General features: G+C 71.6%; 18 protein-coding genes. 10 read left to right on the forward strand and 8 right to left on the reverse strand.

All coding sequences use genetic code 11. The features are described 5' to 3' along the window. Positions 1–14: 14 nt before the first annotated feature. Entirely contained in the window at positions 15–305 is a 291-nt protein-coding gene (locus tag BLT23_RS01655) for a DUF1905 domain-containing protein (RefSeq protein WP_090044743.1), read from the forward strand. 121 nt (positions 306–426) lie between these two features. Here BLT23_RS01655 and BLT23_RS01660 read toward each other — a convergent pair whose 3' ends face one another. Both BLT23_RS01660 and BLT23_RS01665 read right to left on the reverse strand, forming a co-directional pair. Continuing rightward, the gene (locus tag BLT23_RS01660; RefSeq protein ID WP_090045674.1) at positions 427–1,650 is read right to left on the reverse strand and encodes an MFS transporter; all 1,224 of its coding nucleotides are present in this window, start codon (positions 1,648–1,650) and stop codon (positions 427–429) included. Between the two features lie 63 nt (positions 1,651–1,713). Further along, the gene (locus BLT23_RS01665) at positions 1,714–2,847 is read right to left on the reverse strand and encodes an endonuclease/exonuclease/phosphatase family protein (RefSeq protein WP_218133600.1); all 1,134 of its coding nucleotides are present in this window, start codon (positions 2,845–2,847) and stop codon (positions 1,714–1,716) included. Between the two features lie 202 nt (positions 2,848–3,049). On the opposite strand from BLT23_RS01665, the gene BLT23_RS01670 reads away from it, so the two are divergent. Next, entirely contained in the window at positions 3,050–5,659 is a 2,610-nt protein-coding gene (locus tag BLT23_RS01670) for an AfsR/SARP family transcriptional regulator (protein ID WP_090044745.1), read from the forward strand. Positions 5,660–5,740: 81 nt separating this feature from the next. Here BLT23_RS01670 and BLT23_RS01675 read toward each other — a convergent pair whose 3' ends face one another. The 3 genes from BLT23_RS01675 to BLT23_RS01685 form a co-directional block, all read right to left on the reverse strand. Beyond that, complete coding sequence (locus BLT23_RS01675) at positions 5,741–6,286, reverse strand: DUF305 domain-containing protein (protein WP_176946544.1); 546 nt, start codon at positions 6,284–6,286, stop codon at positions 5,741–5,743. Continuing rightward, complete coding sequence (locus BLT23_RS01680; protein WP_218133601.1) at positions 6,262–7,281, reverse strand: DUF1996 domain-containing protein; 1,020 nt, start codon at positions 7,279–7,281, stop codon at positions 6,262–6,264. Before BLT23_RS01680 ends, BLT23_RS01675 begins: the two co-directional genes overlap by 25 nt. 104 nt (positions 7,282–7,385) lie before the next feature. Then, a complete protein-coding gene (locus BLT23_RS01685) occupies positions 7,386–9,221 on the reverse strand; it encodes a sigma-70 family RNA polymerase sigma factor (RefSeq protein WP_090044748.1) in 1,836 nt (611 codons plus the stop codon). A gap of 284 nt (positions 9,222–9,505) precedes the next feature. Here BLT23_RS01685 and BLT23_RS01690 point away from each other — a divergent pair, with 284 nt between their 5' ends. The 5 genes from BLT23_RS01690 (at position 9,506) to BLT23_RS01710 (ending at position 14,759) form a co-directional block, all read left to right on the forward strand. Further along, positions 9,506–11,530, forward strand: coding sequence for a glycoside hydrolase family 76 protein (locus BLT23_RS01690; RefSeq protein ID WP_245743436.1), 2,025 nt, complete (start codon positions 9,506–9,508; stop codon positions 11,528–11,530). A gap of 161 nt (positions 11,531–11,691) precedes the next feature. After that, positions 11,692–12,600 (forward strand): DMT family transporter, encoded by a 909-nt coding sequence (locus BLT23_RS01695; RefSeq protein WP_090044752.1) that lies wholly within the window; start codon positions 11,692–11,694, stop codon positions 12,598–12,600. Further along, positions 12,597–13,238, forward strand: a complete 642-nt coding sequence (gene epsC / locus BLT23_RS01700) for a serine O-acetyltransferase EpsC (RefSeq protein ID WP_245743438.1) — start codon at positions 12,597–12,599, stop codon at positions 13,236–13,238. The genes BLT23_RS01695 and epsC overlap by 4 nt, the downstream gene beginning before the upstream one ends. Before the next feature lie 24 nt (positions 13,239–13,262). Beyond that, positions 13,263–14,258, forward strand: coding sequence for a cysteine synthase A (gene cysK, locus BLT23_RS01705; protein WP_090044754.1), 996 nt, complete (start codon positions 13,263–13,265; stop codon positions 14,256–14,258). Positions 14,259–14,264: 6 nt separating this feature from the next. After that, positions 14,265–14,759, forward strand: coding sequence for a cupin domain-containing protein (locus BLT23_RS01710; protein ID WP_090044756.1), 495 nt, complete (start codon positions 14,265–14,267; stop codon positions 14,757–14,759). A 53-nt stretch (positions 14,760–14,812) separates the two neighbouring features. Here the strand turns inward: BLT23_RS01710 and BLT23_RS01715 are convergent, their stop codons facing one another. Together BLT23_RS01715 and BLT23_RS01720 are read right to left on the reverse strand one after the other, a co-directional pair. After that, positions 14,813–16,237: a hypothetical protein gene (locus tag BLT23_RS01715; protein ID WP_090044757.1), complete on the reverse strand. Its 1,425-nt coding sequence runs from the start codon at positions 16,235–16,237 to the stop codon at positions 14,813–14,815. Positions 16,238–16,464: 227 nt separating this feature from the next. Continuing rightward, complete coding sequence (locus BLT23_RS01720) at positions 16,465–17,811, reverse strand: glycoside hydrolase family 10 protein (protein WP_090044759.1); 1,347 nt, start codon at positions 17,809–17,811, stop codon at positions 16,465–16,467. 417 nt (positions 17,812–18,228) lie between these two features. Between BLT23_RS01720 and BLT23_RS01725 the strand changes: the two genes are divergently transcribed. Genes BLT23_RS01725 through BLT23_RS01735 form a run of 3 tightly spaced genes read left to right on the forward strand, consistent with a single transcriptional unit; the run spans position 18,229 to position 20,795 of the window. After that, positions 18,229–19,005, forward strand: coding sequence for an SDR family NAD(P)-dependent oxidoreductase (locus BLT23_RS01725; protein ID WP_425434339.1), 777 nt, complete (start codon positions 18,229–18,231; stop codon positions 19,003–19,005). A gap of 7 nt (positions 19,006–19,012) precedes the next feature. Next, positions 19,013–19,957, forward strand: coding sequence for a phosphotransferase family protein (locus BLT23_RS01730; RefSeq protein WP_090044761.1), 945 nt, complete (start codon positions 19,013–19,015; stop codon positions 19,955–19,957). A 16-nt stretch (positions 19,958–19,973) separates the two neighbouring features. Beyond that, positions 19,974–20,795 carry a nucleotidyltransferase domain-containing protein gene (locus tag BLT23_RS01735; protein WP_176946545.1) on the forward strand — a complete coding sequence of 274 codons (822 nt, stop codon included), beginning with the start codon at positions 19,974–19,976 and terminating at the stop codon, positions 20,793–20,795. A 58-nt stretch (positions 20,796–20,853) separates the two neighbouring features. Here BLT23_RS01735 and BLT23_RS01740 read toward each other — a convergent pair whose 3' ends face one another. Beyond that, entirely contained in the window at positions 20,854–21,615 is a 762-nt protein-coding gene (locus BLT23_RS01740; RefSeq protein WP_245743440.1) for a DeoR/GlpR family DNA-binding transcription regulator, read from the reverse strand. Positions 21,616–21,764 lie beyond the last annotated feature (149 nt).

The raw sequence follows: 21,764 nt of genomic DNA on the forward strand, positions 1-21,764 counted from the left end.
GGGAGAATGCGCGGATGTTCGTCTTCGACGCGGAACTGTGGCTGTGGGACGCCCGCCGCATGGACACGTGGACCTTCGTGACGCTGCCGGAGGACGTCTCGGACCAGATCCGCGACGTGGCCGCACCCGGCGCGGGCTTCGGGTCGGTGAAGGTGCGCGCCGGGGTCGGGGCCAGCACGTGGTCCACCTCGGTGTTCCCGGACAAGCGGTCCGGGTGCTACGTGCTGCCGGTGAAAGCGGCCGTGCGCAAGAAGAACGACGTGGCTCCCGGCGACGTCATCCAGGTGACGGTCGAACTGGTCTAGGCGCGCCCGGTCGAGGTCAGGACCCGAGGGGCCGGCAAGTGGTCGTTCTTCCCGCCGCTGTCAGCCTGACAGGTCGATGCGGGTGCCGGAGTGCGGACAGGGACCCATGTGCCGGTGAGTCCTAGGTGGCGCGACTCGCCTCGGGGTGCAGTCGTGCGCGGATGACCAAGGCGGCGACCAGCCCCGCCGCGGTGACGGCGGCGGTGGTGGCGAAGACCGCTCCCGTTCCCGCGACGCCCCCGACGACCCCGGCCAGGACGGGACCGGCGACCTGGCCCACGTACCCGGCGGAGACGTTGTAGCCGAGCACGAGGCCGACGGTGTCGTCCGGGAGGAGCCGGCGGATCGTGGCGACCACGGTCGGCGTGACCCCGCCGAGGGCGAGGCCGGTCGCGAACCGGAGCGCGGCGAACGAGATGATCTCCGGTGCCACCGCCTGCAACGCGAGGAGCACCGTCGCGGCGGCGAGGCTGCCGGCCAGCACCCTGAGGTGTCCCGCCCGGTCGGCGATCCTGCCCAGCCACGGTCCGGACAGGATCGTCCCGGCCGCGGTGAGCGAGAACGTCACCGCGGCGAGCAGGGCGACGTGGCCGGTGCCGCCGGTGAGGTGCTCGACGTGGACGGTGATGATCGGCTCGACCGAGATCGCCGCGAACACCAGCAGTGCCGACAGTCCCAGCAGGGCCAGCACGAGCGGTTTCCTGGTGACCCCTGCCCAGCCCCCGGTCCTCACCGACGCGGAGCCGCGGGGCGCGGACCGGGTCTCCTTCAACAGGAACGCGGTGCCGAGGAACGCGCAGAAGATCAGCACGCCGGTGGCGAGGAAGGCGACGTCGACACCGGCCGTCTGGGCGATCGTGCCGCCCAGGAGCGGCCCGGCGACGTTGCCCGCCATGATCGCCGACGACAGCACCCCCAGCGCCCAGGCCGACCGGTCTTCCGGGGTCTGCGCGGCGACGAGGATCGTCGACCCCGAGGCGTAGCCGCCGAGCAGTCCCGTGAGCAGGCGCAGCGCGACGAGCTGCCCCACGTCCTGGGCGAGCCCGGTCAGCGACATCGCGACCGCCATGCCGAGGCTCGCGCGGATCAGCATGGGCTTGCGCCCGTACCGGTCCCCGAGTCGGCCCCACAGCGGAGCGGTCAGCGCGGCCGTGAGGAACGTGGCCGCGTAGGCGATGCCCGACCACGTGGTGACCGCCGCCGGATCGGTGACGCCGAGGTCGCGGACGTACAACGGCAGGATCGGGAGGATCAGCGTCATCCCGACGATGGTCGTGAACGACCCCGCCGCGCAGACGGCGAGGTTGCGGCGCCAGTGCGGTGCGGTGCTGGTGGAAGCGCTCATGATGAGCGCCAACCTACGAGTGCGCAGGTCACCCGGCGTACGTGAGAATGGTCGCAGGCCCGCTCACCGCGTCCAGTCGATGTCGGCGTAGATCGCGGCGTGGTCGCTGGCCGCGTGCACCTCGCTGGTCATCGTCTCGTAGACGTCCCAGCGGTTCCTGGTCCGCGGGCCGCGCCAGACGCCCTTGCGGAACACCCCGCCGCCGACGGCCTTCGCGAACAGCGGCGGGGTGAGCAGCACGTAGTCGATCTTGCCCTGCTCGTTCACGCCGCGGTACGTGCCGAGGCGGTGGTCCCAGTCGAAGTTCTCGTGCTCGCTGATGTCGCGCAGGCCGGTGCGCTCGAACAGCGGGCGCAACGCCTCGCTGTCCGCCGTGTCGTTGAGGTCGCCGACGACGGCGACGTGCTCGTGGCCCTCGTCGCGCAGGCGGTTCACGATGCGGGCGATGCGGACGGCCTGGCGGAAGCGGCGGCGGGCGCCGATCGGGTCGCCGGGGGCGCCGTAGCCCTTGGACTTCAGGTGGTTCACCAGCACGACCACCTCCGGGCCCGCCGGGGTGCGCACGTGGTACTCGGCGCAGTCGCGGGAGAAGACCACACCGGAGGAGTCCCGCGCATACACGTGCGTGCGGATGGTGATGACCTGGTGGGCGTCGCGGGTGAGCAGGCCGACGTTGATGCCGCGCTCGTCGTTGCCGTCGATCAGGTGGACCTCCTCGTACGGGGTCCAGCCGACGTTCTTGAGCATGCTGGCGGAGAACAGGTGCAGCAGCTCACGGGACTCCGCCTCGACGACGCCGAGGACGTGCGCGCCGACGTCGCGCATCACCTGGGCGGTGTGGCGGGTCGCCAGCTCGCTGATGGGTTCGGTGGTGAGCTCCACCCAGCCGACCCACGACTCCCTGCCGCTCGCCACGACCGACGTCTCGCCGGTGCGGTGCCTTGCCAGGAAGCGGCCCCGGATGCGGCGCAGCACCGCGTACCTGCTCCGGTCGGACCGCAGCAGCTCCAGGGTGGTCAGGAGCTCCTTGAGCTCCTCCTTCACCTCGGGCGTGTAGGTGTCGGCGGCGACCAGCTCGTTGAACCGGGCGTGGGCGGCGAGCACCGGGGCCGCGTGCCGGGTGGCGGTGCGGCCCATCACCTTGGGGCGCTCGAACATGTTCTGCACGTTGAACGACCCGATCCGGGTGGTGCTCACCACCTCAGGGTCGCATGTGGAGCAACGCGTCCGCCCTGGGCCGCTCGGGTGATCTTTGCGCAGGTCGCGGGGGTGGTGGGACGGCGGGAAGACCCCGTGGCTTGGGCTGCCGGGTCGTTGGTGACCGGGGCCTTCCCGTCCGGTGACGACGGTGCCGGGTGTACCTAGGATGAACCTTGAATCCGCTGCTGAGAGGTGATGAGTGGAGTTCGGGCTGCTCGGCGCCGTCGAGGTGCGCGACGGGGGTGCGCTGGTCGACGCCGGCCACGTCCGGCAACGGTCGGTGCTGGTGGCGCTGCTGGTGGAGCAGGGCAGGCCGGTTCCGGTGGAGCGCCTGCTCGACCGCGTCTGGGGCGATCGGGCGCCGCTGCGCGCCCGCGAGACGCTCTACGGGTACGTGTCGAAGCTGCGCAGGCTGCTCGGGCCGGCGATCGAGCGCTCACCCGCCGGGTACCGGCTGACGGTCTCTCCCGACCAGGTCGACCTGTTCCGGTTCCGCGCACTGGTGCGGCGGGGCGAGCTGGACGAGGCGCTCGCGTTGTGGCGCGGGCACGCCGTCGAAGGGCTGGAGTCGGAGTGGTTCGCCGCGTTGCGGGAGAGCCTGCACGCCGAACGCACGGCCGCCGAGCTGGACCGCAACGACGTGGCTCTGGCGGCGGGGCGGCACGCGGCGCTGCTGCCGGCGCTGCGGCAGTCGGCCGAGGAACGACCGCACGACGAACGCCTTGCCGCGCAACTGATGCTCGCGCTGCACCGGTCGGGCAACGACGCGGAGGCGTTGCTGCACTACGACACCGTGCGGCGGCGGCTGGCCGACGAGCTCGGCGTGGACCCGAGCAAGCCGTTGCGGGAGACGTACCAGCGCGTCCTGGCCGGTGGTTCGGCGGTGACACCGCGGCAGCTGCCCGCGCCGCACCCGTGGTTCACCGGCCGCGCGGAGGAGCTGGCGGCGCTGAGGTCGCCCGGCACCACCGCGATCGGCGGCAGCGGCGGCATCGGCAAGACGGCGCTCGCGGTGCACTGGGCTCACCGGCACCTCGCCGAGTTCCCGGACGGCCAGCTCTACGTGAACCTGCGCGGCTTCGACCCCGCCGCCGAACCCACGCCGCCCGAGGCCGTGCTGCGCGAGTTCCTGGAGGCGCTGGGGGAGGAGACGATCCCGTCCGGGCTGGACGCGCGGGCCGCGCGCTACCGCGGCCTGGTCGCGGGCAGGCGGATGCTGGTGCTGCTGGACAACGCCCGCTCCACCGACCAGGTCGTGCCGCTGCTGCCGGGCCAGGACGCCACGGTGCTGGTGACGAGCAGGGTGAAGCTCGCGGGTCTCGTCGCCGCGCACGGTGCCCGGTCGGTGTCGCTCGACGTCCTCGGCCAGGCCGACGCGCACGAGTTCCTGGCGGTGCGGCTCGGCGCCGCCCGCGTCGCCGCCGAACCGGGCGTCGTCGCGGACCTGGTGACGTGGTGCGGTGGTCTGCCGCTGGCGTTGTCGATCGTGGCCGCGCGTGCGGCGATGGACCCGGACCTGCCGCTCGCGGTGTTCGCGGAGGAGCTGGCCGAGCAGCCGCTCGACGCGCTGGACGCGGGGGAGATCGGCACGAACCTGCGTGCGGTGTTCTCCTGGTCAGTGGCGGCGCTGTCGGAGCCTGCGGCCCGTGCGTTCGCGTTGCTCGGGACCGTGGGCTCGGCGGACCTGAGCCTCACGGCCGCGGCGGCGCTGCTGGACCTGCCGGTTGCGCGAGCGCGGATGGTGTTGAGGGAGCTGGAGAACGCGCACCTCGTGCAGCAGCACGTGCCAGGCCGCTACCGGATGCACGACCTGGTCGGGCTCTACGCGGCGGACCTGCCCGCCGACGCCGGGTCGCGGCTGGCCGACTTCTACGCCGCCACCGCCCGTGCCGCCGCGCTCACGCTGGAACCGCACAAGTCGTTGCCGGAGCACGAAAGCGGCCACGTCCTGACGTTCACCGGCAACGCCGCGGCGATGGCCTGGTTCGACGCCGAGCACGCCTGCCTGCTCACCGAACAACGCCGGGCACTGGCCGGCGGGCGGTTCGGCGTCGCGTGGATGATCGGCCGCGCGCTGAACAACTACCACCTCCGCCGTGGCCGCACCCACGACGACGTCGAGGCGTGGCTGGTGGCGCTGCGCGCCGCGGAGGCGCTCGGCGACGAGCTGAACCAGGCCACCGCGCACGTGTGCCTCGGCGCCGACTACGTCGAGCTCGGCCAGTCGGCGCTGGGGCACGAGCACTTCGACCGCGGCCTCGCGCTCTTCGAGGGCATGACGAACCACGAGGCGCACGGCGGCGCGCACCGGGCGATGGCGTGGGCGGCGGAGTTCGAGGGCGACCGGGAGAAGGCCCTGGAGCACTCGCTGCGCGGCCTCGAGCAGTTCCGCGCGGCCGGGTCGGAGGTCCGGGAGGCCGAGTCGCTGAACGAGGTGGGCTGGCGGTACGCGTGCCTGGGCCGGTACGCCGAGGCCCGCGCGTTCTGCGAGGAGGCCATGCTGCTCAACGGGAAGCTCGGCCACGCGGAGGGGTCCGCGGCCACTTTGGACAGTCTCGCGCACATCGCCCACCACGACGGAAGGCACTCCGACGCCGTCACGCACTACCGCGATGCCCTGGAGGTGTACCGCGAGCTCGACAACTCGGTCGAGCAGGCGACGGTGCTGGAGCACCTCGGCGACGTCCACGCGGCGGCCGGGGAGGTTGAACTGGCGCGGGAACAGTGGGAACGGGCGTTGGCGCTGTACCGGGAGCAGGGCCGCACCGCGGAGGCGACGGCACTGGCGGCCCGCGTCCCGGCGAGCTGAAAACGGTCCCCGTACGGGGGAACACCGCACGGGGACCGTCGTCTTCCGGTCAGGTCCTGTCGCCCTCGTGACCGGTGCGCGCTACAGAGCGTTCAGGGTGGCGAGGTAGGTCTCTCGCGTCTTGTCGATACAGCCGCCCAGCTCGACCACCGTCGCGTTCGTCCCGGCCGAGAGCGCGGAGCGGGCGACGGTGCGTGCTTCCTCGAACTGGTTGCGCAGCAACGACTTCAGGTGGTCGTCGGGGTCGGGCGCGTGCTCGGCGGCGGCCAGCTCGGCCGCTGTGACCATGCCGGGCATGTCATGACCGTCGTGCTGGTCCGACTCCGGCCTGCCCGCCCGCGTGAGCACCTCCCTGACCCGCGCCAGCTCGGCCCGGTAGGCGGGGGCGACCTGGTCGGCCAGCGGGCGCAGCGCGGAACCGGGTCTCACCAGGGCGAGCGCGGCGAGCGCCGTCTCGTTCTGGGGGATCACCAGGTCCAGGAACGCCAGGTCGGTGGCCGACAGCTCAGGTGCGGGAGAAACAGGGTGTGGCGCAACGGGTGCAGGGGCCGCTGCGCCACACCCCGCCGCCGCCAGGACGGCGGCGACGACCAGTGCCCGCACTACGGACGGCCGTCGGGTCCGCACTTGACGATCCGGTTGATGCAGTCGCGCACCCGCAGCGCCATGTCCTCCTCGGGCCAGGCGTTGAAGAAGTCGCCGTGCATCGTGAAGCCGGGGCCGGACGCGAGCTTGATCCGCGCCGGGTCACCCGTCACCGGGTAGCGCAGCACCTGGCGCAGCTTCGGCACGGGCACCGGGTGCGTCGACGGGCACTCGTTCGCGACCGGGTAGGCCATGTGGCTCTTGTGGTCGGCCGAGTCGAGGTCCTTGCCGTTCCAGCACTGCGGGAAGTCCAGGTAGGACTCGAGCATCGAGCCCTCCGGGCAGTTCACGAAGTCCTTGGACGGCTCGACGTGCCCGGCGTGCAGGCAGGACCAGCGGGACTGGGTGCTGCCGTCGGGCGCGGTGGCCTTGGCGTTGCCCGCGACGATCCGCAGCCCGTGCGGGAGCGGCTGGATGCGCGCGGTCACGTCGTCACGCACGCCTTCACCGAGGTAGTAGAACGTCGTGCCGGTCGGCTCGACCGGTTGGCCGTCGACGAGCAGCGTGGGCACCCAGTAGGACGAGAGGTCCTTCTTGGGGTTGCACGAGGTCTCGGCCTTGTCGAGGTCCTCGACGGTGGTGTGGGCGTTCGTGGAGACGTTGCCGAAGAAGCTGTGCATGTGCGATGCGCCGGGCAGGTTCGGCAGGACGATCGGGTCGTCCGGCAGCCGGTGCGTGAACGGGCACTCCGCGACGAACTCGGCGACGCGCACGGCGTTCGCCGGGATCGGCTCCTGCGCGGGCAGGTTGAGAGCGGCCTTGGGTGCGTCCTGGGCGGTCGTCGCGCCGGACGTGCCCTCCGCCGGAGCGGTGGCGGGAGGAGCGGCCTGCTGCTGGTGCTGCTGTTCCGGCGTGGAGGCAGGGGGCGTGGTCGACGAGGTCGCCGCGGGCGGGTTCTTGGGGGGAGTGAAGAACATCGCGTTCGCGGTCACCGCGGACGCCGCAACACCCGCCACGGCGAGGGCGGCGATCAACACGCGCCTCCGCATCCGGGACGGAATCGGGGCGTGGGCCATCGAATGATCCTTTCGAGCAGGGAGAACTTGAACAGGGACGGTGGCGGTTCAAGGGCGGCGCGGGATCAGCCCGCGTCGCGGTAGGCCAGGCCGGCCTGGTTGGGGGTGCCGCCGGGGGCGTAGAGACCGGTGCCCGGTTTGTCGGCGGGCAGCGCGAACCACGCGTAGCGCTCGACGTAGGGGAGGCTCTCCATCATGGCGGCGGAGCCGCGGGCGAAGGCCGCCTGCTGCTCGGGAGACGGGTAGCGGGGTGACCCGCCGGAGAAGTCGATGAGGGCGTACTCGGTGAGCCACAACGGTTTGCCGTACCGCTTGTGCACGGCTTCCAGGTAGTTCCTCAGGTGTCCGACGGCGGCGTCGCCGAAGTCGGAGCCGTACCAGTGCACCGCGATGAAGTCGACGCGCAGACCTCGTTGCGCCGCACCGGACATGAACCGGTCGAGCCAGCCGCCCGGCTTGTCGCCGCTGTGCGCGACGGCCGGGCTGCCGAGCCGCAGCCCGGTGGCGGCGAGCTTCGGCCAGAGGTCGAGCGCCTGCTCCGGCGACATGTCGGCCTGGTCGGGGAAGTCGGGCTCGTTGAACCCGAGCAGCACCTTGCCGTTGGCCTTCGCGCGGGCGATCGTGGCGTCGTCGGTGAACTTCGTGCCCCAGATCATCGGCACGAACTCGACGTTCGGCGGCGTGGCGACACCGTCGGGGTGCACGGCCCAGTTGTAGTACCAGCCCGCGCGGACGTCGGTGAGCGCTTTGCCGACGCCGTCGAAGTTCCAGGTGCTGACGCCCTTCTTGGCCGCGACCGTCACCGGCGTGACTGGCGGAGGAGGAGGCGGCGCCGCGACGGACGTCGACGACGGGACCGTGGTGGTGGTCGTGACCGGCACGGACGAGGACGCGACGGTGGTGACCGGCGGCGTGCGTCCGGTCGCGACCGCGATCGTGTTCGCGACCGGCTGCTCCTCGCGGGACGGCACCACGGCGACGACGATGCCCGCGGCCACCACCGCGGCCGCCGCGGCGGCGACGGGTTTGACGAACGCGCCCTTGAGCAGCAGCCCGATCTTGCCGGTGGTGACCGGGTCTCCGGCGGCGTGCGAGAGGACGGCGTGCGCCCCGGCCGGGGCGGACGGGTCGAACGCGAACGCCGCGGGCAGCGGCACCAGCGGCAGCCGGGCGATGAGGCCCTCGACCGCCGCGAGGTCGGTGCCGCAGCGCTCGCAGCGCGCGCAGTCCCGGGCGTGCCGGGCGATCCGCTTGCGCCACAACGGACTCGGGTCACCGTCCCAGTCGGCCACGACCTCGGCCAGGTCGGGGCAGCGGGGCGTGCGTTCGAGCGTGCGCACGACGATCCGCGCGGAGTCGAGCTGCGCCTTGACCCGTTGCACCCGCACAGCGGTGTGCTGCGGCGTCAGGTCGAGCGCGTTGGCGACCTCAGCGCGGGTGAGCCGCCCGGCCGCCTCCAGCCACCACAGCGACAGCAGCTCGCGCTCGTCCGCGCTGAGCCACCGCGTCGCCGCCACGACCTCGCGTCGCTGCCCGGACAGCTGCAGCCGCATGATGGTGAGGTCGACGAAGTCCGCGCCGGGGTCGGCGATGTCCTCGACCATCGGACCGGTGACCGGCACCCGCTCGCGTTCGCGGTGCCGCAGCCGGATCTGGTTCATCGCGATGACGACGAGCCACGACCGGAACCCCGCGGGGTCGCGCAGCGACGACAGCCCGTGCACCGCGCGCAGCATCGTCTCCTGGACGACGTCGTCGGTGTCCTCGTGACCGCCGAGCGCGTGCCCCACGATGTTGTAGACGAGCGGCAGGTACCCGCTCACCAGGTCGTCCAGCGCACGCTGGTCGCCGTCGCGTGCGGCTTCCACCGTCGCGACGCCGGGCTCCCGCGCTGCCGTCATGCTCACCTCACTTGCCGGTCCAGGACTCTCTCTGAACAGGAGATGTCCGGGCTTCACGGCGATAACGAAAAATTCTCGGCGACTTGGGCCGAGCGTCTCAACTGGCCTGTCGAGGGGGCGTGTCACCGGCCCGCCGCGACGGCGGAAGTAGACCACGAGGCCGTGTGAGATCCGGGTAGGGACGCGGGAATTTCTGTCCGGGACATGAACGCGCCAGCCCGTTGACCTGGAGCTGCCCGGGTCACGACCATGAGAGCGTTCCCACGAACGCGGGGGTGGTCGGCGTGCTGAACCTTCTCGTGGCCCTTCTGGTGGCGCTCGCGCTCGCACCCGGCAGCAGCCCTTCGTGGACGCCGCCTGTTGAGACGGTTTCGGCCGGCGGTGCGCCGGACGGCGTAGCGGCCGGGGACGCGTGGGGTGGGGCGGCGGAGACGGAGGCCGCACCGCTTGGCGCCGCGCCGCCTTCCGGCCCGCCGAGCAGCACCGCACTACCAGCCGCCCAGCCCGACTCACCGCAGCCCACCGCACCACCTCTAGCCGCCCCGCCCGGCACGCCGCAGCCCACCACTCCACCTCTCGCCGCCACCGAGCTCGTCTGCGTCCTGCACTGCGACACCCGCGACCCGTCCCGGGCGGCCCAGGAGACGTTCCCCGTGCCGGAACGGCAGGTCAACGGCCGCCGCCTGGTCCTGCACGTCTCCGACCGCGACGGGATGGCGTGGGGCAGCATCGACAACGGCGTCACGGGCGACTCGGTGTGGCTGGACCGGTCGTGGGACGGCGGTGCGAGCTGGGAGGGGTTGCTGGACCGGGCGAGCGTCCCGGCCTCGTGGACCGGTACCCGCACGCTGATGTACAACGTCACCGACCCGGTCCACCACCGGCGCGGCCTGATCCGCGCGTGCGGGGACGCGGCGGCGGTGACGTGCACGGACTGGATCTACCCCGCGGTGTGCGACGTCCTGTGCGACGGGGCGGGTGCCACGCAGGCCAACGGTGACGCGCAACCCGTTCCGCCGGCGACGTTGTCCGGTCGCACCATCCGGCTGCACACCGACCTGAACGGCATGGCGTGGGGCACGGTCGAGGCGGGCGGGCCCGGTGACGAGGTCTGGCTCGACCGGTCCTGGGACGGCGGGGCGAGCTGGCCGGGCGGGTCGTCGCTGGGGCGGACGTCGACGCCTGCCGGTGCGACGGGCACGGGCACCACGTTGTTCGCCACCCGCGACCCGCGTGGCCGGCACTTCGGTGGTGCCGTGCGCGCGTGCGGGCGGGAGGCGGCGCACCAGGAAGGCAGCTGCACGGCGTGGGCGCGGCCGGTGCCGGGCCGGGTGCGGGCGGCGGCGGACGCGTTGATGTACGACTACGACCCGTCTGCCGCCTGGTGGCCGACGAGCTGGTGGAACTCGGCGACGACGCTCACGGCGCTGCTGGACTCGGGAATCCGGGAGTACGACTGGGTGGTCGCGCGGACGTTCGACGTCAACCGCGGCACGTTCGCGGCGGGAGAGCGCGGCACCGACCCGGTCGAGGGGAACTTCATCAGCCGTTCGATCGACGACAGCGCCTGGTGGGGGCTGGCGTGGGTGGCCGCGTACGACCGCACGGGCGACCGGCGCTACCTGGCGATGGCGACCACCATCGCGTCGTACGTGCACCAGTACTGGGACACCCGCACGTGCGGCGGTGGTGTTTGGTGGGACCGCGAGCGCACGTACAAGAACGCCGTGACGAACGGCCAGTACGTCAGGCTGACCGCGTCGATCCACCGCCGGACGCCCGGCGACACCCTGTGGCTGCGGCGCGCCCGGACCGCCGCTGACTGGTACCTGGCCAGCGGCATGGTCAACTCGGCGAACCTGGTCAACGACGGGCTGAACGGCTCCTGCCGCAACAACGGCGGCACGGTCTGGTCCTACAACCAGGGCCTCGCCATCGGCGGGTTCACCGAGGTGTGGCGGGCGACGCGGGACAGCCGGTACCTCGACGCCGCGCGACGGCTCGCGGACGCCGCGATCACGAGCCCGGTCTTGACGCGCGACGGCGTGCTCACCGAGTCGTGCGACCTGTCCGCGTCCTGCGACGACAACCAGAAGCAGTTCAAGGGCGTCTTCATGCGCTACCTGAACGACCTCGCGCGGGCCACCGGGGCCGGCGCCTACCAGCAGTACGCGCGCCGCCAGTCCGACTCGGTGTGGACGGCGGGGCGGGACGCGCTGAACCGGATCGGGCAGCGCTGGGCCGGTGGCGCGCCGAACCAGGTGGACTGGCGCACGCAGGCGAGCGGGCTCGACGCCGTCGTCTCCTGAAGACGTTCACTCACAGCGACGAACGACGCCGTCCGTTTGGCCATGCTCCGATCGCGCCCGAACGCGCTTCCACCTGCGTTGAGGCCGTGACTCGACCACGACCCTAGTTACTCATGGTGAAGTTTTGGGACTAACTGACAGATGACCCGAATCGAGAAGCAATGGACAAGGCATCCGTCGCGCGCTTCCTGCTGCTGGCGCTGCTGTGGGGAAGCAGCTTCACCTTCATCAAGGTCTCACTCGAAGGTCTGACACCGGGCCAGCTCGTGCTCGCCAGACTCGTGCTCGGAGCGGCGGTCCTGCTCTCGATCGTGGCCGTCCGCAAGGTGACGCTGCCGCGGTCGGCCGTGGTGTGGGGCCACATCGCGGCCGCCGGGCTGTTCGGCAACGTCATCCCGTTCCTCCTGCTGTCCTACGGCGAGAAGACGACCGGCGCGGGCATCGCGGGCGTCCTCATCGGGGCCACCCCGCTGCTCACCCTGGCGCTGGCCACGGCCGCGCTGCCGACCGAGCGGGCCACCTCGCGCAAGGCGGTCGGGCTCGCGCTCGGCTTCGTCGGCGTGGTGCTGCTGATCGGGCCGTGGCACGAGTCGCTCGGCTCGCTCAGCGGGCGGATGGCCTGCTTCGGCGCGGCCGTGAGCTACGCGATCGGCTTCGTGTACGTCCGCAAGCACCTGTCCCCGCTCGGGCTGGCGCCGCTGGCGCTGGCCGCGTCGCAGCTCGTCGCGGCGGCGGTGCTGCAGGCGCTGGTGACGCCGTTCCTCGACTGGCGCGTGCCGGACCTCACCACGCCGGTGACGCTCAGCATCGTGCTGCTCGGCGTGCTCAGCACCGGACTGGCCTACGTGCTGTACTTCCGCCTCATCGGCGACGTCGGCGCGACGACGGCCTCGGCGGTGAACTACGTGGTGCCGGTGTTCGCGGTGCTGATCGGCGTGACGTTCCTCGGTGAGCCCGTCACCTGGAACCTCCTGGCCGGTGGCCTGGTGGTGCTGGTGGGCGTGGCCTACGCGGAGAACCGGCTGGGCCAGCTGCGGGCGGACCGCGAGAAGGCCGGAGCCCTCCGGTGACCCCGCGGGCGCTGCTGCGAAGGCTCGCCGCGGACCTCGACATGGTGATGGACCGCGACCCGTCGATCCTGTCGCGCAGCGAGGCACTGCTGCACCCGACGGTCATCGCTACGTGGGGCCATCGCGTGTCGCACCTGCTGCACCTGCGGGGTCACCGCCGCGGCGCCCGCCTGGTCATGGTGCTCGCGAGGCTGCTGACCGGCGGCATCGAGATCCACCCCGGCGCGACGATCGGCCGCGGGTTCTTCATCGACCACGGCGCCGGTGTCGTGGTCGGCGAGACGGCGGTGATCGGCGACGACGTGACGATCTTCCACCAGGTCACGCTCGGCGCGGTCGGGTGGTGGCACGACAACCAGCGGCCGGAGGGCTCGCGCCGCCACCCGAAGCTCGGCGACCGGGTCGTCGTCGGCGCGAACGCGACGCTGCTCGGGCCGATCACCGTCGGCCACGACTCCGTGGTGGGCGCGCAGGCGCTCGTCATCCGCGACGTGCCGGCGGACTCGCGGGTCCTCGCTCCGTTCTCCATCCCGAACGTCAGGTCGACCCGCGGTGTGGCGAAGGCGGCCAGGCCCCGCCAGTCCGTCGTCGTCGCCGGCCAGAAGCACAAGGGCGCGGCCGTGTTCCCCAGCTGGTGACCACCGAAGCAGATCGGAGGGCTCGTGGAGACCCGAGTCAGTCAGCCCCTCACCCGACGACCACCCGCTCAGTCGCTCGTGGACCTGGTCGGCGGCACCCCCACCGTCCGGCTCGACCTCGGCGTCACCACCGCGCACCTGCACGCCAAGCTGGAGATGGCGAACCCGCTGTCGAGCGTGAAGGACCGCGCCGCGCTGTACATGATCGACGGCGCGGAACGGCGCGGGCAGCTCACCAGGGGCTCCGGCACGATCGTCGAGGCGACGTCGGGCAACACCGGCATCTCGATGGCGGCCATCGCCGCCGCGCGCGGCTACCGGTGCGTGATCGTCCTGCCGGACAGCGCCACCAGTGAACGCGTCCAGCTGCTGAAGGCGTTCGGCGCGGAGATCGTGATGACGCCCCACCAGGAGGGGTACGTCGCCGCGATCGCCAAGGCCGAGGAGATCCACCGCGACCGGCCGGGGTCGTGGTTCGCCTGCCAGCACGAGAACCCCGACAACGTGGCGGCGCACTACGCCACCACCGGACCGGAGATCTGGAACGACTTCGACGGCGACGTGGACGTCTTCGTCTGCGGCGTCGGCACCGGCGGCACGCTCAGCGGCACCGCGAAGTACCTCAAGGAGCGCAACCCCGCCGTCCGCGTGGTCGCGGTCGAGCCGGAGGGCTCGCCCGTGCTGAGCCAGGGCTGGGGCGGCCTGCACCGCATCCCCGGCCTGAACGGCGGCTTCGTCGCGCCCACCACGGACGTCGGCCTCATCGACGAGGTGCTCGCGGTGTCCGACGAGGACGCCTACCGCACCGCGCGGGAGCTGGCGCGCACGGCGGGGCTGCTGGTCGGCGTCTCGTCCGGCGCGGCGGCCCACGCCTGCCGGGTGCTCTCCGCGCGGCCGGAGCTCGCCGGCAAGAACTTGGTGACCGTCTTCCCGGACACGGGTGAGCGGTACCTCTCGTGGTTCAACCAGGAAGACACGACCGACAGCGGCGAGACGACCGCGGCCATCGACGAGGAGTGACCGGACATGACGCAAGTGCCCAACATCCTGCTTCCCGGTGAAGGCGAGTCGGTGCAGATCGGCACCACCACGCACACCACGTTCAAGGCGCGGGGCAGCGAGACGGACGGCAGGCTCGGTCTGTACGAGCACCGGATGGACCCCGGTGCCCCCGGCGCCTCGCCGCACGTCCACAACGAGCAGCTGGAGGCGTTCTACGTCCTGGGCGGCGTGGTGGAGCTGCACCTCGACGGCAAGTCGTTCGCCGCGCCGCCCGGCACGTACGTCAACGTGCCGATGGGTGTCTCGCACGGGTTCCACAACCCGTACGCGGACCAGGCGAAGATGCTCATCATCTTCACCCCGGCGCTCAACCGCGAGGAGTACTTCCGCGGCCTCGCGGAGCTGTACGCGGACGGCAACAAGCCCACCGAGGACGAGCTGCTGACGCTGATGGAGAAGTACGACCAGTTCGAGGTCGACCTCAACGGCCACAACGTGCCGAACTGGGGCAGGCACTGAGCTTCCGGTGGTCCGGGCGGCGCCGCTCCTGAGCGCCGCCCGGACCGGTCCCGCTACCGGGTGGCGGTCACGGTCGTCTCGGCCACGCGCTCGTTGTCGGCCGGGTTGTTGTCGTCGCCGGAGGCGAGACGCACCCGTGCCTTCAGCGTCGCCTTGCCGATGGCCGCGTCCTCACCGGTGTAGGTGTAGGTGAACGGCACGACCGTCGTGCCGTTCTTCGCCACGTGCCCGTCCGCCGTGCCGACGACGGTCCAGTAGCCCGTGGGCAGGCGCCGCAGCAGCTCGACGACGATGTCCTCGTCGTACCGCGTGGTGGACACCGACACCGTGACGTCACCGGTCGAGCCGGCCGTCGCGGTGGCGGGCGCGACGAGGTCCGCCACGGTCACGTCGTGCGTCTCCACCTTGAACTTCCGCGTGGTGGAGCCGGAACGGCCGTCCGCCGTGTACCCGCTGACGGTCAGGTCGTACTCGCCGTCCGCCGCGTAGCGGTGCGAGACGGTCGCCGTGCCGGGAACGGCCGGGATCGCGGCGGCGGCGCCGTCACCGAAGCGGACCTCGCCACCCGCGAGCCAGCGGCCCGCCGGGTCACCGGGGTCGATCTCGAACACGATCTCGTCGAAGACGCCCGGCCGCGCGGGGGAGAAGTACCGCAGGGCCGGTGCGATCCCCGGCGCGTCCGACAGCCGCAACGTCAGCGCCGCCGCGTCGTAGTCGCTGTTCGCGATCCGCACGTAGTAGGTCTCGCCAGGGGTGGCCGTGAAGATCGCCGGGGCGTGGCTCGTCTGCCGGCACTCCACCTCGGTGAGATCGCTCTTGCGGAAGACCGCGACCGAGGCGGCGCTGCTCCTCTGGGTCACCTCCGCGGCGACGACCCGTTCCCGGCCGGTGGTGTAGCGGTACCACAGTGACCGGTCGGAACCGGTGTCGCAGCTCGCCTCGACCTCGTCCTGCTCCACCGTGGCGGGACCGGTGTCGCCCGCGACGTCGGTGTCGAGCGGCACGTCCGCCGCCGCCGCGAGGTCGTCGTTGGCCGCCCTCGGCACCGGCGTGAGGCTGAGCGTGACCGGGCCCGCGTACCGGGTGTCCTGCACCAGCAGGTGGTAGGTCGTGCCCGCCTTCACCGCGAACGTGTCCGAACCGCCGCCGTGCGGGTACTGGCAGGCCCCGGCCCAGCTCAGCGCGCCGCGGTCACCGGTGTACACGGAGACGGCGGGCTTGCGGTCCTCCTCCCGGTCCGTCGCGAACGCCACGAAACCGTCGGCGGGCGCGGTGTAGCGGTACCAGACGCTGCTGGTGCTCCACCAGCAGAGCTGCGGGTCGTCGGCCGCGGCCGTGCCCTCCTTCGTGTCCACGGTGGACGTGAAGGGCAGTGCGGTGACCGGCGTGGCGCCGGAGAAGTCGTCGTTGGCTGGCGGTGCCGCGTGGGCCGCCGCCGGTGCCAGGACCGCGGCCAGCAGGGCCGCGGCTCCGATCATCAGTACGCGCAAGTCGTTCCCCAGTGTCCGTGAGCCGCTTCGGTGCGGCCCTCTGATCACTGGACGCCGCGGGCGGTGCGCGGGGATGGGCCGCGGCGCGAAGTTCGGTCGAACGACCGAACCGGGGACAGCCGAAAGGCCCAGTCACGGGGTGAGGTGACCGGGCCTTCGTCCACTGTGGAGTGGAAGGGTGGGGCCTCCTGCTCAGAGGCCCCACCCGAGCTGGATCAGGCTGTCCTGCAGGAGATGCTGGGCCAGTTCCAGTTGCCGCCGTGCATGATCGTGAAGCCGAACGAGTTGCCGTTGCCGTTCGGCCGCGCCGTCATCACGTTGGCGGAGTCCCAGCTCGCGCTGGTGTTCCAGGTGGCGATGATCCGCTGTGGCGAGCTGACCGTCACCGTCACGATCCAGTTGTTCGAGCCCGAGACCGTGACGTTGCCGTTGAAGCGGTCGTTCCACTTCTCGCCCTCGGAGTACGTCGCCGTGCAGCCCCCGCCGCCGGGGTTGGACGGAGTCGTGGGCGAGGTGGGCGTGCTGGGCGACGTCGTGCCCGTGCCGCTGTTCAGCGCGCTGAGCACCGAGTTGTACGCCTGCTTCTTGTTGCCGCTGCCGTCGAACAGCAGCGGGGTGCCGGAGGCGCGCCACGAGTCGCTGTCGCGGATGCCCCACACGGTGATGCCGGTGCAGCGGGCGACGGCGAGGCAAGCCTGCGTGACGCCCTGGAACTGCTGCGCCTGCGAGCTACCGGAGCCCTCGATGTCGAGCTCGGTGATCTGCACGTCCACGCCGAGGTCGGCGAAGTTCTGCAGCGTCGTGTGGTAGTTCGAGGGCACGGGGTTGCCGCTGTTGAAGTGCGCCTGGAAGCCGACGCAGTCGATCGGGACACCCCGGGACTTGAAGTCGCGCACCATGTTGTAGACGCCCTGCGTCTTGGCGTGCGACCAGTTGTCGGTGTTGTAGTCGTTGTAGCAGAGCTTCGCGTTCGGGTCGGCCGACCGCGCCGCGCGGAACGCGGCCTCGATCCAGTCGTTGCCCGTGCGCTGCAGGTTCGAGTCACGACGTCCGCCGCTGTTGCCGTCGGCGAACGCCTCGTTCACCACGTCCCAGGCGTAGATCTTGCCGCGGTAGTACGTGGCGACCTGGGTGATGTGGTTCAGCATGGCGTTGCGCAGCTGGGTGCCGCCCATGTTCTGCATCCAGCCGGGCTGCTGCATGTGCCACGCCAGCGCGTGGCCGCGGACCCGCTTGCCCTGGCCGATGGCCTGGTTCACGATCCGGTCCGCGGTGCCGTAGCTGAACTGGTTCTGGTTCGGCTCGAGCGCGTCCATCTTCATCTCGTTCTCGGCCGTGACCATGTCGAACTCGCGGTTCAAGATGTTCACGTAGGTGCCGTCGCCGAGCTTGTTCGCCGCGACGGCGGTACCGAAGTAACGGCCGCTCTGCTGAGCCGCGGCGGCGAGGGTGTCGGCAGCGCCACTGGCGGGCGCGGCCGCGAAGATCGCCATGCCCGCGGCGGCAGCCACGAGTGAGGACACGAGCGTGACTCGTCCTACTGACTTCACTGTCAGCGTCATTATCGGCGCTTTCTGGGGAGCACCCGCGCAAAGCGGGTGGAATGTTTGGCAGGGACGTTCAATCGTCTTCTACTCGGGGCACGTGGCCTGCGCCGTGGCCACCCGCCGGTCGACTGGAAGCGGTGTGAGTATTAAACGAACTGGTATGCCCGATCAACCCCTGTGTAGCTCGAATGCGTTATTCAGGAACGTTTCGAAAAACACTGGAAACTATCGAAACAGTTTCGAAAAGGTATGCTGACCTCAGCTTTCTCGTCGAATACGAGGACAGCTCACCTGAGTTGATTCAGAACACACACCGTCACCGACCGCCGAATACGGGATCGCGGAAATGCGCGTTGACCTGCGGATAAGTGGCGATTCGGCCCTCCGCGCCGCCGAACTCGACCGTTCGCGCCGGGGGACTAGGCTGTGATCATGATGGATCGCCGGCCGGGTGGTGTGCTCGTAACAGGAGCGTCACGGGGGATCGGCCGCGCGACGGCCGTGGCGTTCGCCGCGCTGGGGCACCGCGTCGCCGTCCACTGCGGCAGCCGCCGTGACGAGGCGCAGGAGACGCTCTCCCTCCTGGCGGGCGACGGGCACGCGCTGGTCGCGGGCGACCTCGCCGACCAGGAGACGGCCCGTGCCGTGGTCGCCGAGGCGGTGGCCCTGCTCGGCGAGGTCGACGTGCTGGTGAACAACGCCGCGGTCGCGCCGGCGCCCGGCAACCTGCACCGGATCGGTGAGGCGTCGTGGGACGAGTGGACCTCGGCCTGGCGGACGATGGTGGACGTCAACCTCCTCGGCGCGGTCAACACCACCTGGGCCGTGGCACGGCACCTCGTCGAACGCGGCGCGCCCGGCAGCATCGTCAACGTCGGCTCGCGGGGCGCCTTCCGCGGCGAACCCGACTTCCCGGCCTACGGCGCGACCAAGGCGGCGCTGCACGCGTTCGGTCAGTCGGCGGCTGTCGCGCTGGCCCCGCACCGGATCTCGGTCACGTCGGTCGCGCCGGGGTTCATCGCGACCGAACGCCAGGCGGCGAAGCTGAGCGGAGCCGAGGGGGACGCGGTGCGCGACCAGAGCCCGTTCGGCAGGGTCGGCACACCGGAGGAGGTCGCGGCCGCCGTCGTGCACCTGGCCTCGCCCGCCGCGGCCTGGTCGTCCGGCGCGGTGGTGGACCTCAACGGCGCCTCGTACCTGCGCTCGTAGGTCTGCCGTGGACGAGCGCACCCTGAACCGCGTCCTGGCCGCCGCCGGTGTCGACCCCGCCACCGTCACCGGCTGGGCCGAGCTGACCGGGGGAACCTTCAACGCCGCCTACCGGATCGGCACCACCGGGGGCGGGTACGTGCTGAAGGTGGCGCCACCCCCAGACTCCCCGGGACTCACCTACGAACGCGACCTGATGCGGACCGAGACGGCCTTCTACCGCGCCGTTCGTGGGCACGCACCGGTGCCCGAGGTCGTGCACGCCGACTTCAGCCGGGGCCTGGTGGCGTCGGACCTCCTGCTGATGACCGAGATCCCGGGGCACACCCTGGCGGCCTCCCCGCCGCCGGCGCGGCGGAAGTCGTTGCTGCGCGCGGATCTGGGCCGGGTCGTCGCCGGGTTGCACGAGGTGACCGGCACCGGCTTCGGCTACCCGCAGCTCGGTCTCGCCCCGACGTGGCGGGAGGCGTTCGCGGGCATGGTGGACGCCGTGCTCGCCGACGCCGCCCGGTACGGCGTCGTGCTTCCCGAACCCGCCGCGCGCATCGCGGACCTGGTGCGGTCGCACGGGAACCTGCTCGACGAGGTCACCCGCCCGGTGCTCGTGCACTTCGACCTGTGGGACGGCAACGTCCTTGCCCACGACGGACGGGTGACCGGACTCGTCGACGGAGAGCGCGCGTTCTGGGGCGACCCGCTCGCGGAGCTCGTCTCGCTCGCGCTGTTCGGCGACATCGAGCAGGACCACGACTTCCTGGCCGGGTACGGCGCCGCGCCGTTCACCCGGAGCGCCCGGCTGCGGCTGGCGCTGTACCGCGCCTACCTGTACCTGATCATGCTGGTCGAGGGTGTGCCCCGCCGGCACTCCGGTCCCCGGCACGAGGAACAGCGACGACGCGTCCGCGACCACCTGGGTGCCGCGCTGGGTGTCCTTCGACCGGGCGCCCACTGATCCCGGGGGAGTGCACGTGGACCTGAGGCGAATCCTCGATCGCGTCCGGGACGGCCTGGCCGACGTGCCGGGCGTTCTCGGCCTGGCGTTGGGCGGATCTCACGCCCGTGGCACGGCGAAGCCGGACTCCGACGTCGACGTCGGCCTGTACTACGACCCCGCCACCCGCCCGGACTTCGACGTCCTGCTCGCCGCCGTCACCGAGCTGGACGACCGCCGCGCCCCGGACGGCTTCGGCCGCTACGGCGAGTGGGGACCGTGGATCAACGGCGGTGTGTGGCTGCGCATGGCGGAGACCAAAGTGGACGTTCTGCTGCGCGACACCGGCCGGACCCGCCGGGTGCTGCGCGACTGCGCCGCCGGTCATGTCGACATCCATTACCAGGCAGGGCATCCGCACGGTTTCAGCACCGCGATCTACGCGGGAGAGGTGTTCCAGAACGTCCCGTTCCACGACCCGCACGGCGTCTTGGCCGAACTCCGCACGCTCGTCGACCCGTACCCGGAACCGCTCAGGACGGCGGTGGTCGAGAGGTTCGGCTGGGAGGCCGGTTTCTCGTTGTCCACCGCGAAGTCCGCGGCCGGACGCGGTGACGTCGCGTACGTGACGGGGTGCGTTTTCCGTGCCGTCTCGTGCCTGACGCAGGTCGTGTTCGCCGCGGAACGCCGGTACCTCACCAACGAGAAGGGCTCGGTGGCCTTGGCTGACGGGTTCGGTGCGGCGCCGGAGCGGTATGCCGAGCGGGTCGCCGAGGCGATGTCGCTCGTGGGGCGGTCTCCTGTGGAGGCGCTGAACCTGGTGCGGTCGTTGCACGACGAGGTGCTGGCCGGGATCTGACCGTCCTGCGCGGAGTCGTCGAAAGCCTTTGAACCAGGCGAAGGCTCGCTTGAACCGGTCACTTGGCCGCCTTGACCTCCACGACGGTCACGCGCACGCCCGCCGCCCGGATCGCCGCCACCGCGGCCGGATCGGCCGACAGGTCGGTGACGACCTCGTGCACGTCCTGGATGTCGGCGATGCGGGCGAGCGTGGCCTGGCCGAGCTTGCTGCCGTCCGCCATGACGACGACGCGCTTGGCGCGGCTGAGCATCGCGCGGTTGGTGCGCGCCTCGTTCTCGTCGTGCGTGGTGATGCCCGCGACGGCGTCGATGCCGTCCACGCCGATGAACGCGGTGCCGATGCTGATCGACGCCAGCACCTGCTCCGCCCACGGACCGACCAGTTCGTACGACTGCGGTCTCGCGACGCCGCCGACGACGACGAGCTTGTGGCGGGGGTGCAGGGCCAGCTCCATCGCGATGTTCAGCGCGTTCGTCACGACGGTCAGGTCACCGCGGCTGGGCAGCTGCTTCGCCAGCTCGCTGGTGGTCGACCCGCCGGTGAGCGCGATGACGTGCGATCCCGACGGCAGCATCCGGACGGCCTGGCGCACGATCGCGCGCTTCGCCTCGCGGGACCGGCCGTCGCGGTAGCGCACCGGCACCTCGTCGACGGCGCCCTGCGGTTTCGCGCCGCCGTGCGTCCTCGTCAGCAGCCGCTGCTCCTCCAGCACGGCCAGGTCGCGGCGCAGCGTCGCCGACGACACGCCGAACCGCTCGCCCAGCTCGGCGACCTTCAGGGAGCCGGTTTCCCGGAGCACCCGCAGCATTTCCGACATGCGTTCGCTGCGCGTGGTGCGCTTTTTTCCGGACCGGTTCCGGCTGGTCACGGAATCGGTCTGACTGGTCACGGAATCGGTCGCGTCGGCCATGCGGCGGAGCCTACGACAACTCCGGGTCAGTGAGCGATTGCACAGGGAGCGTCGGC

Source organism: Lentzea fradiae (genome assembly GCF_900100955.1).
GTDB classification, from domain to species: Bacteria; Actinomycetota; Actinomycetes; order Mycobacteriales; family Pseudonocardiaceae; genus Lentzea; species Lentzea fradiae.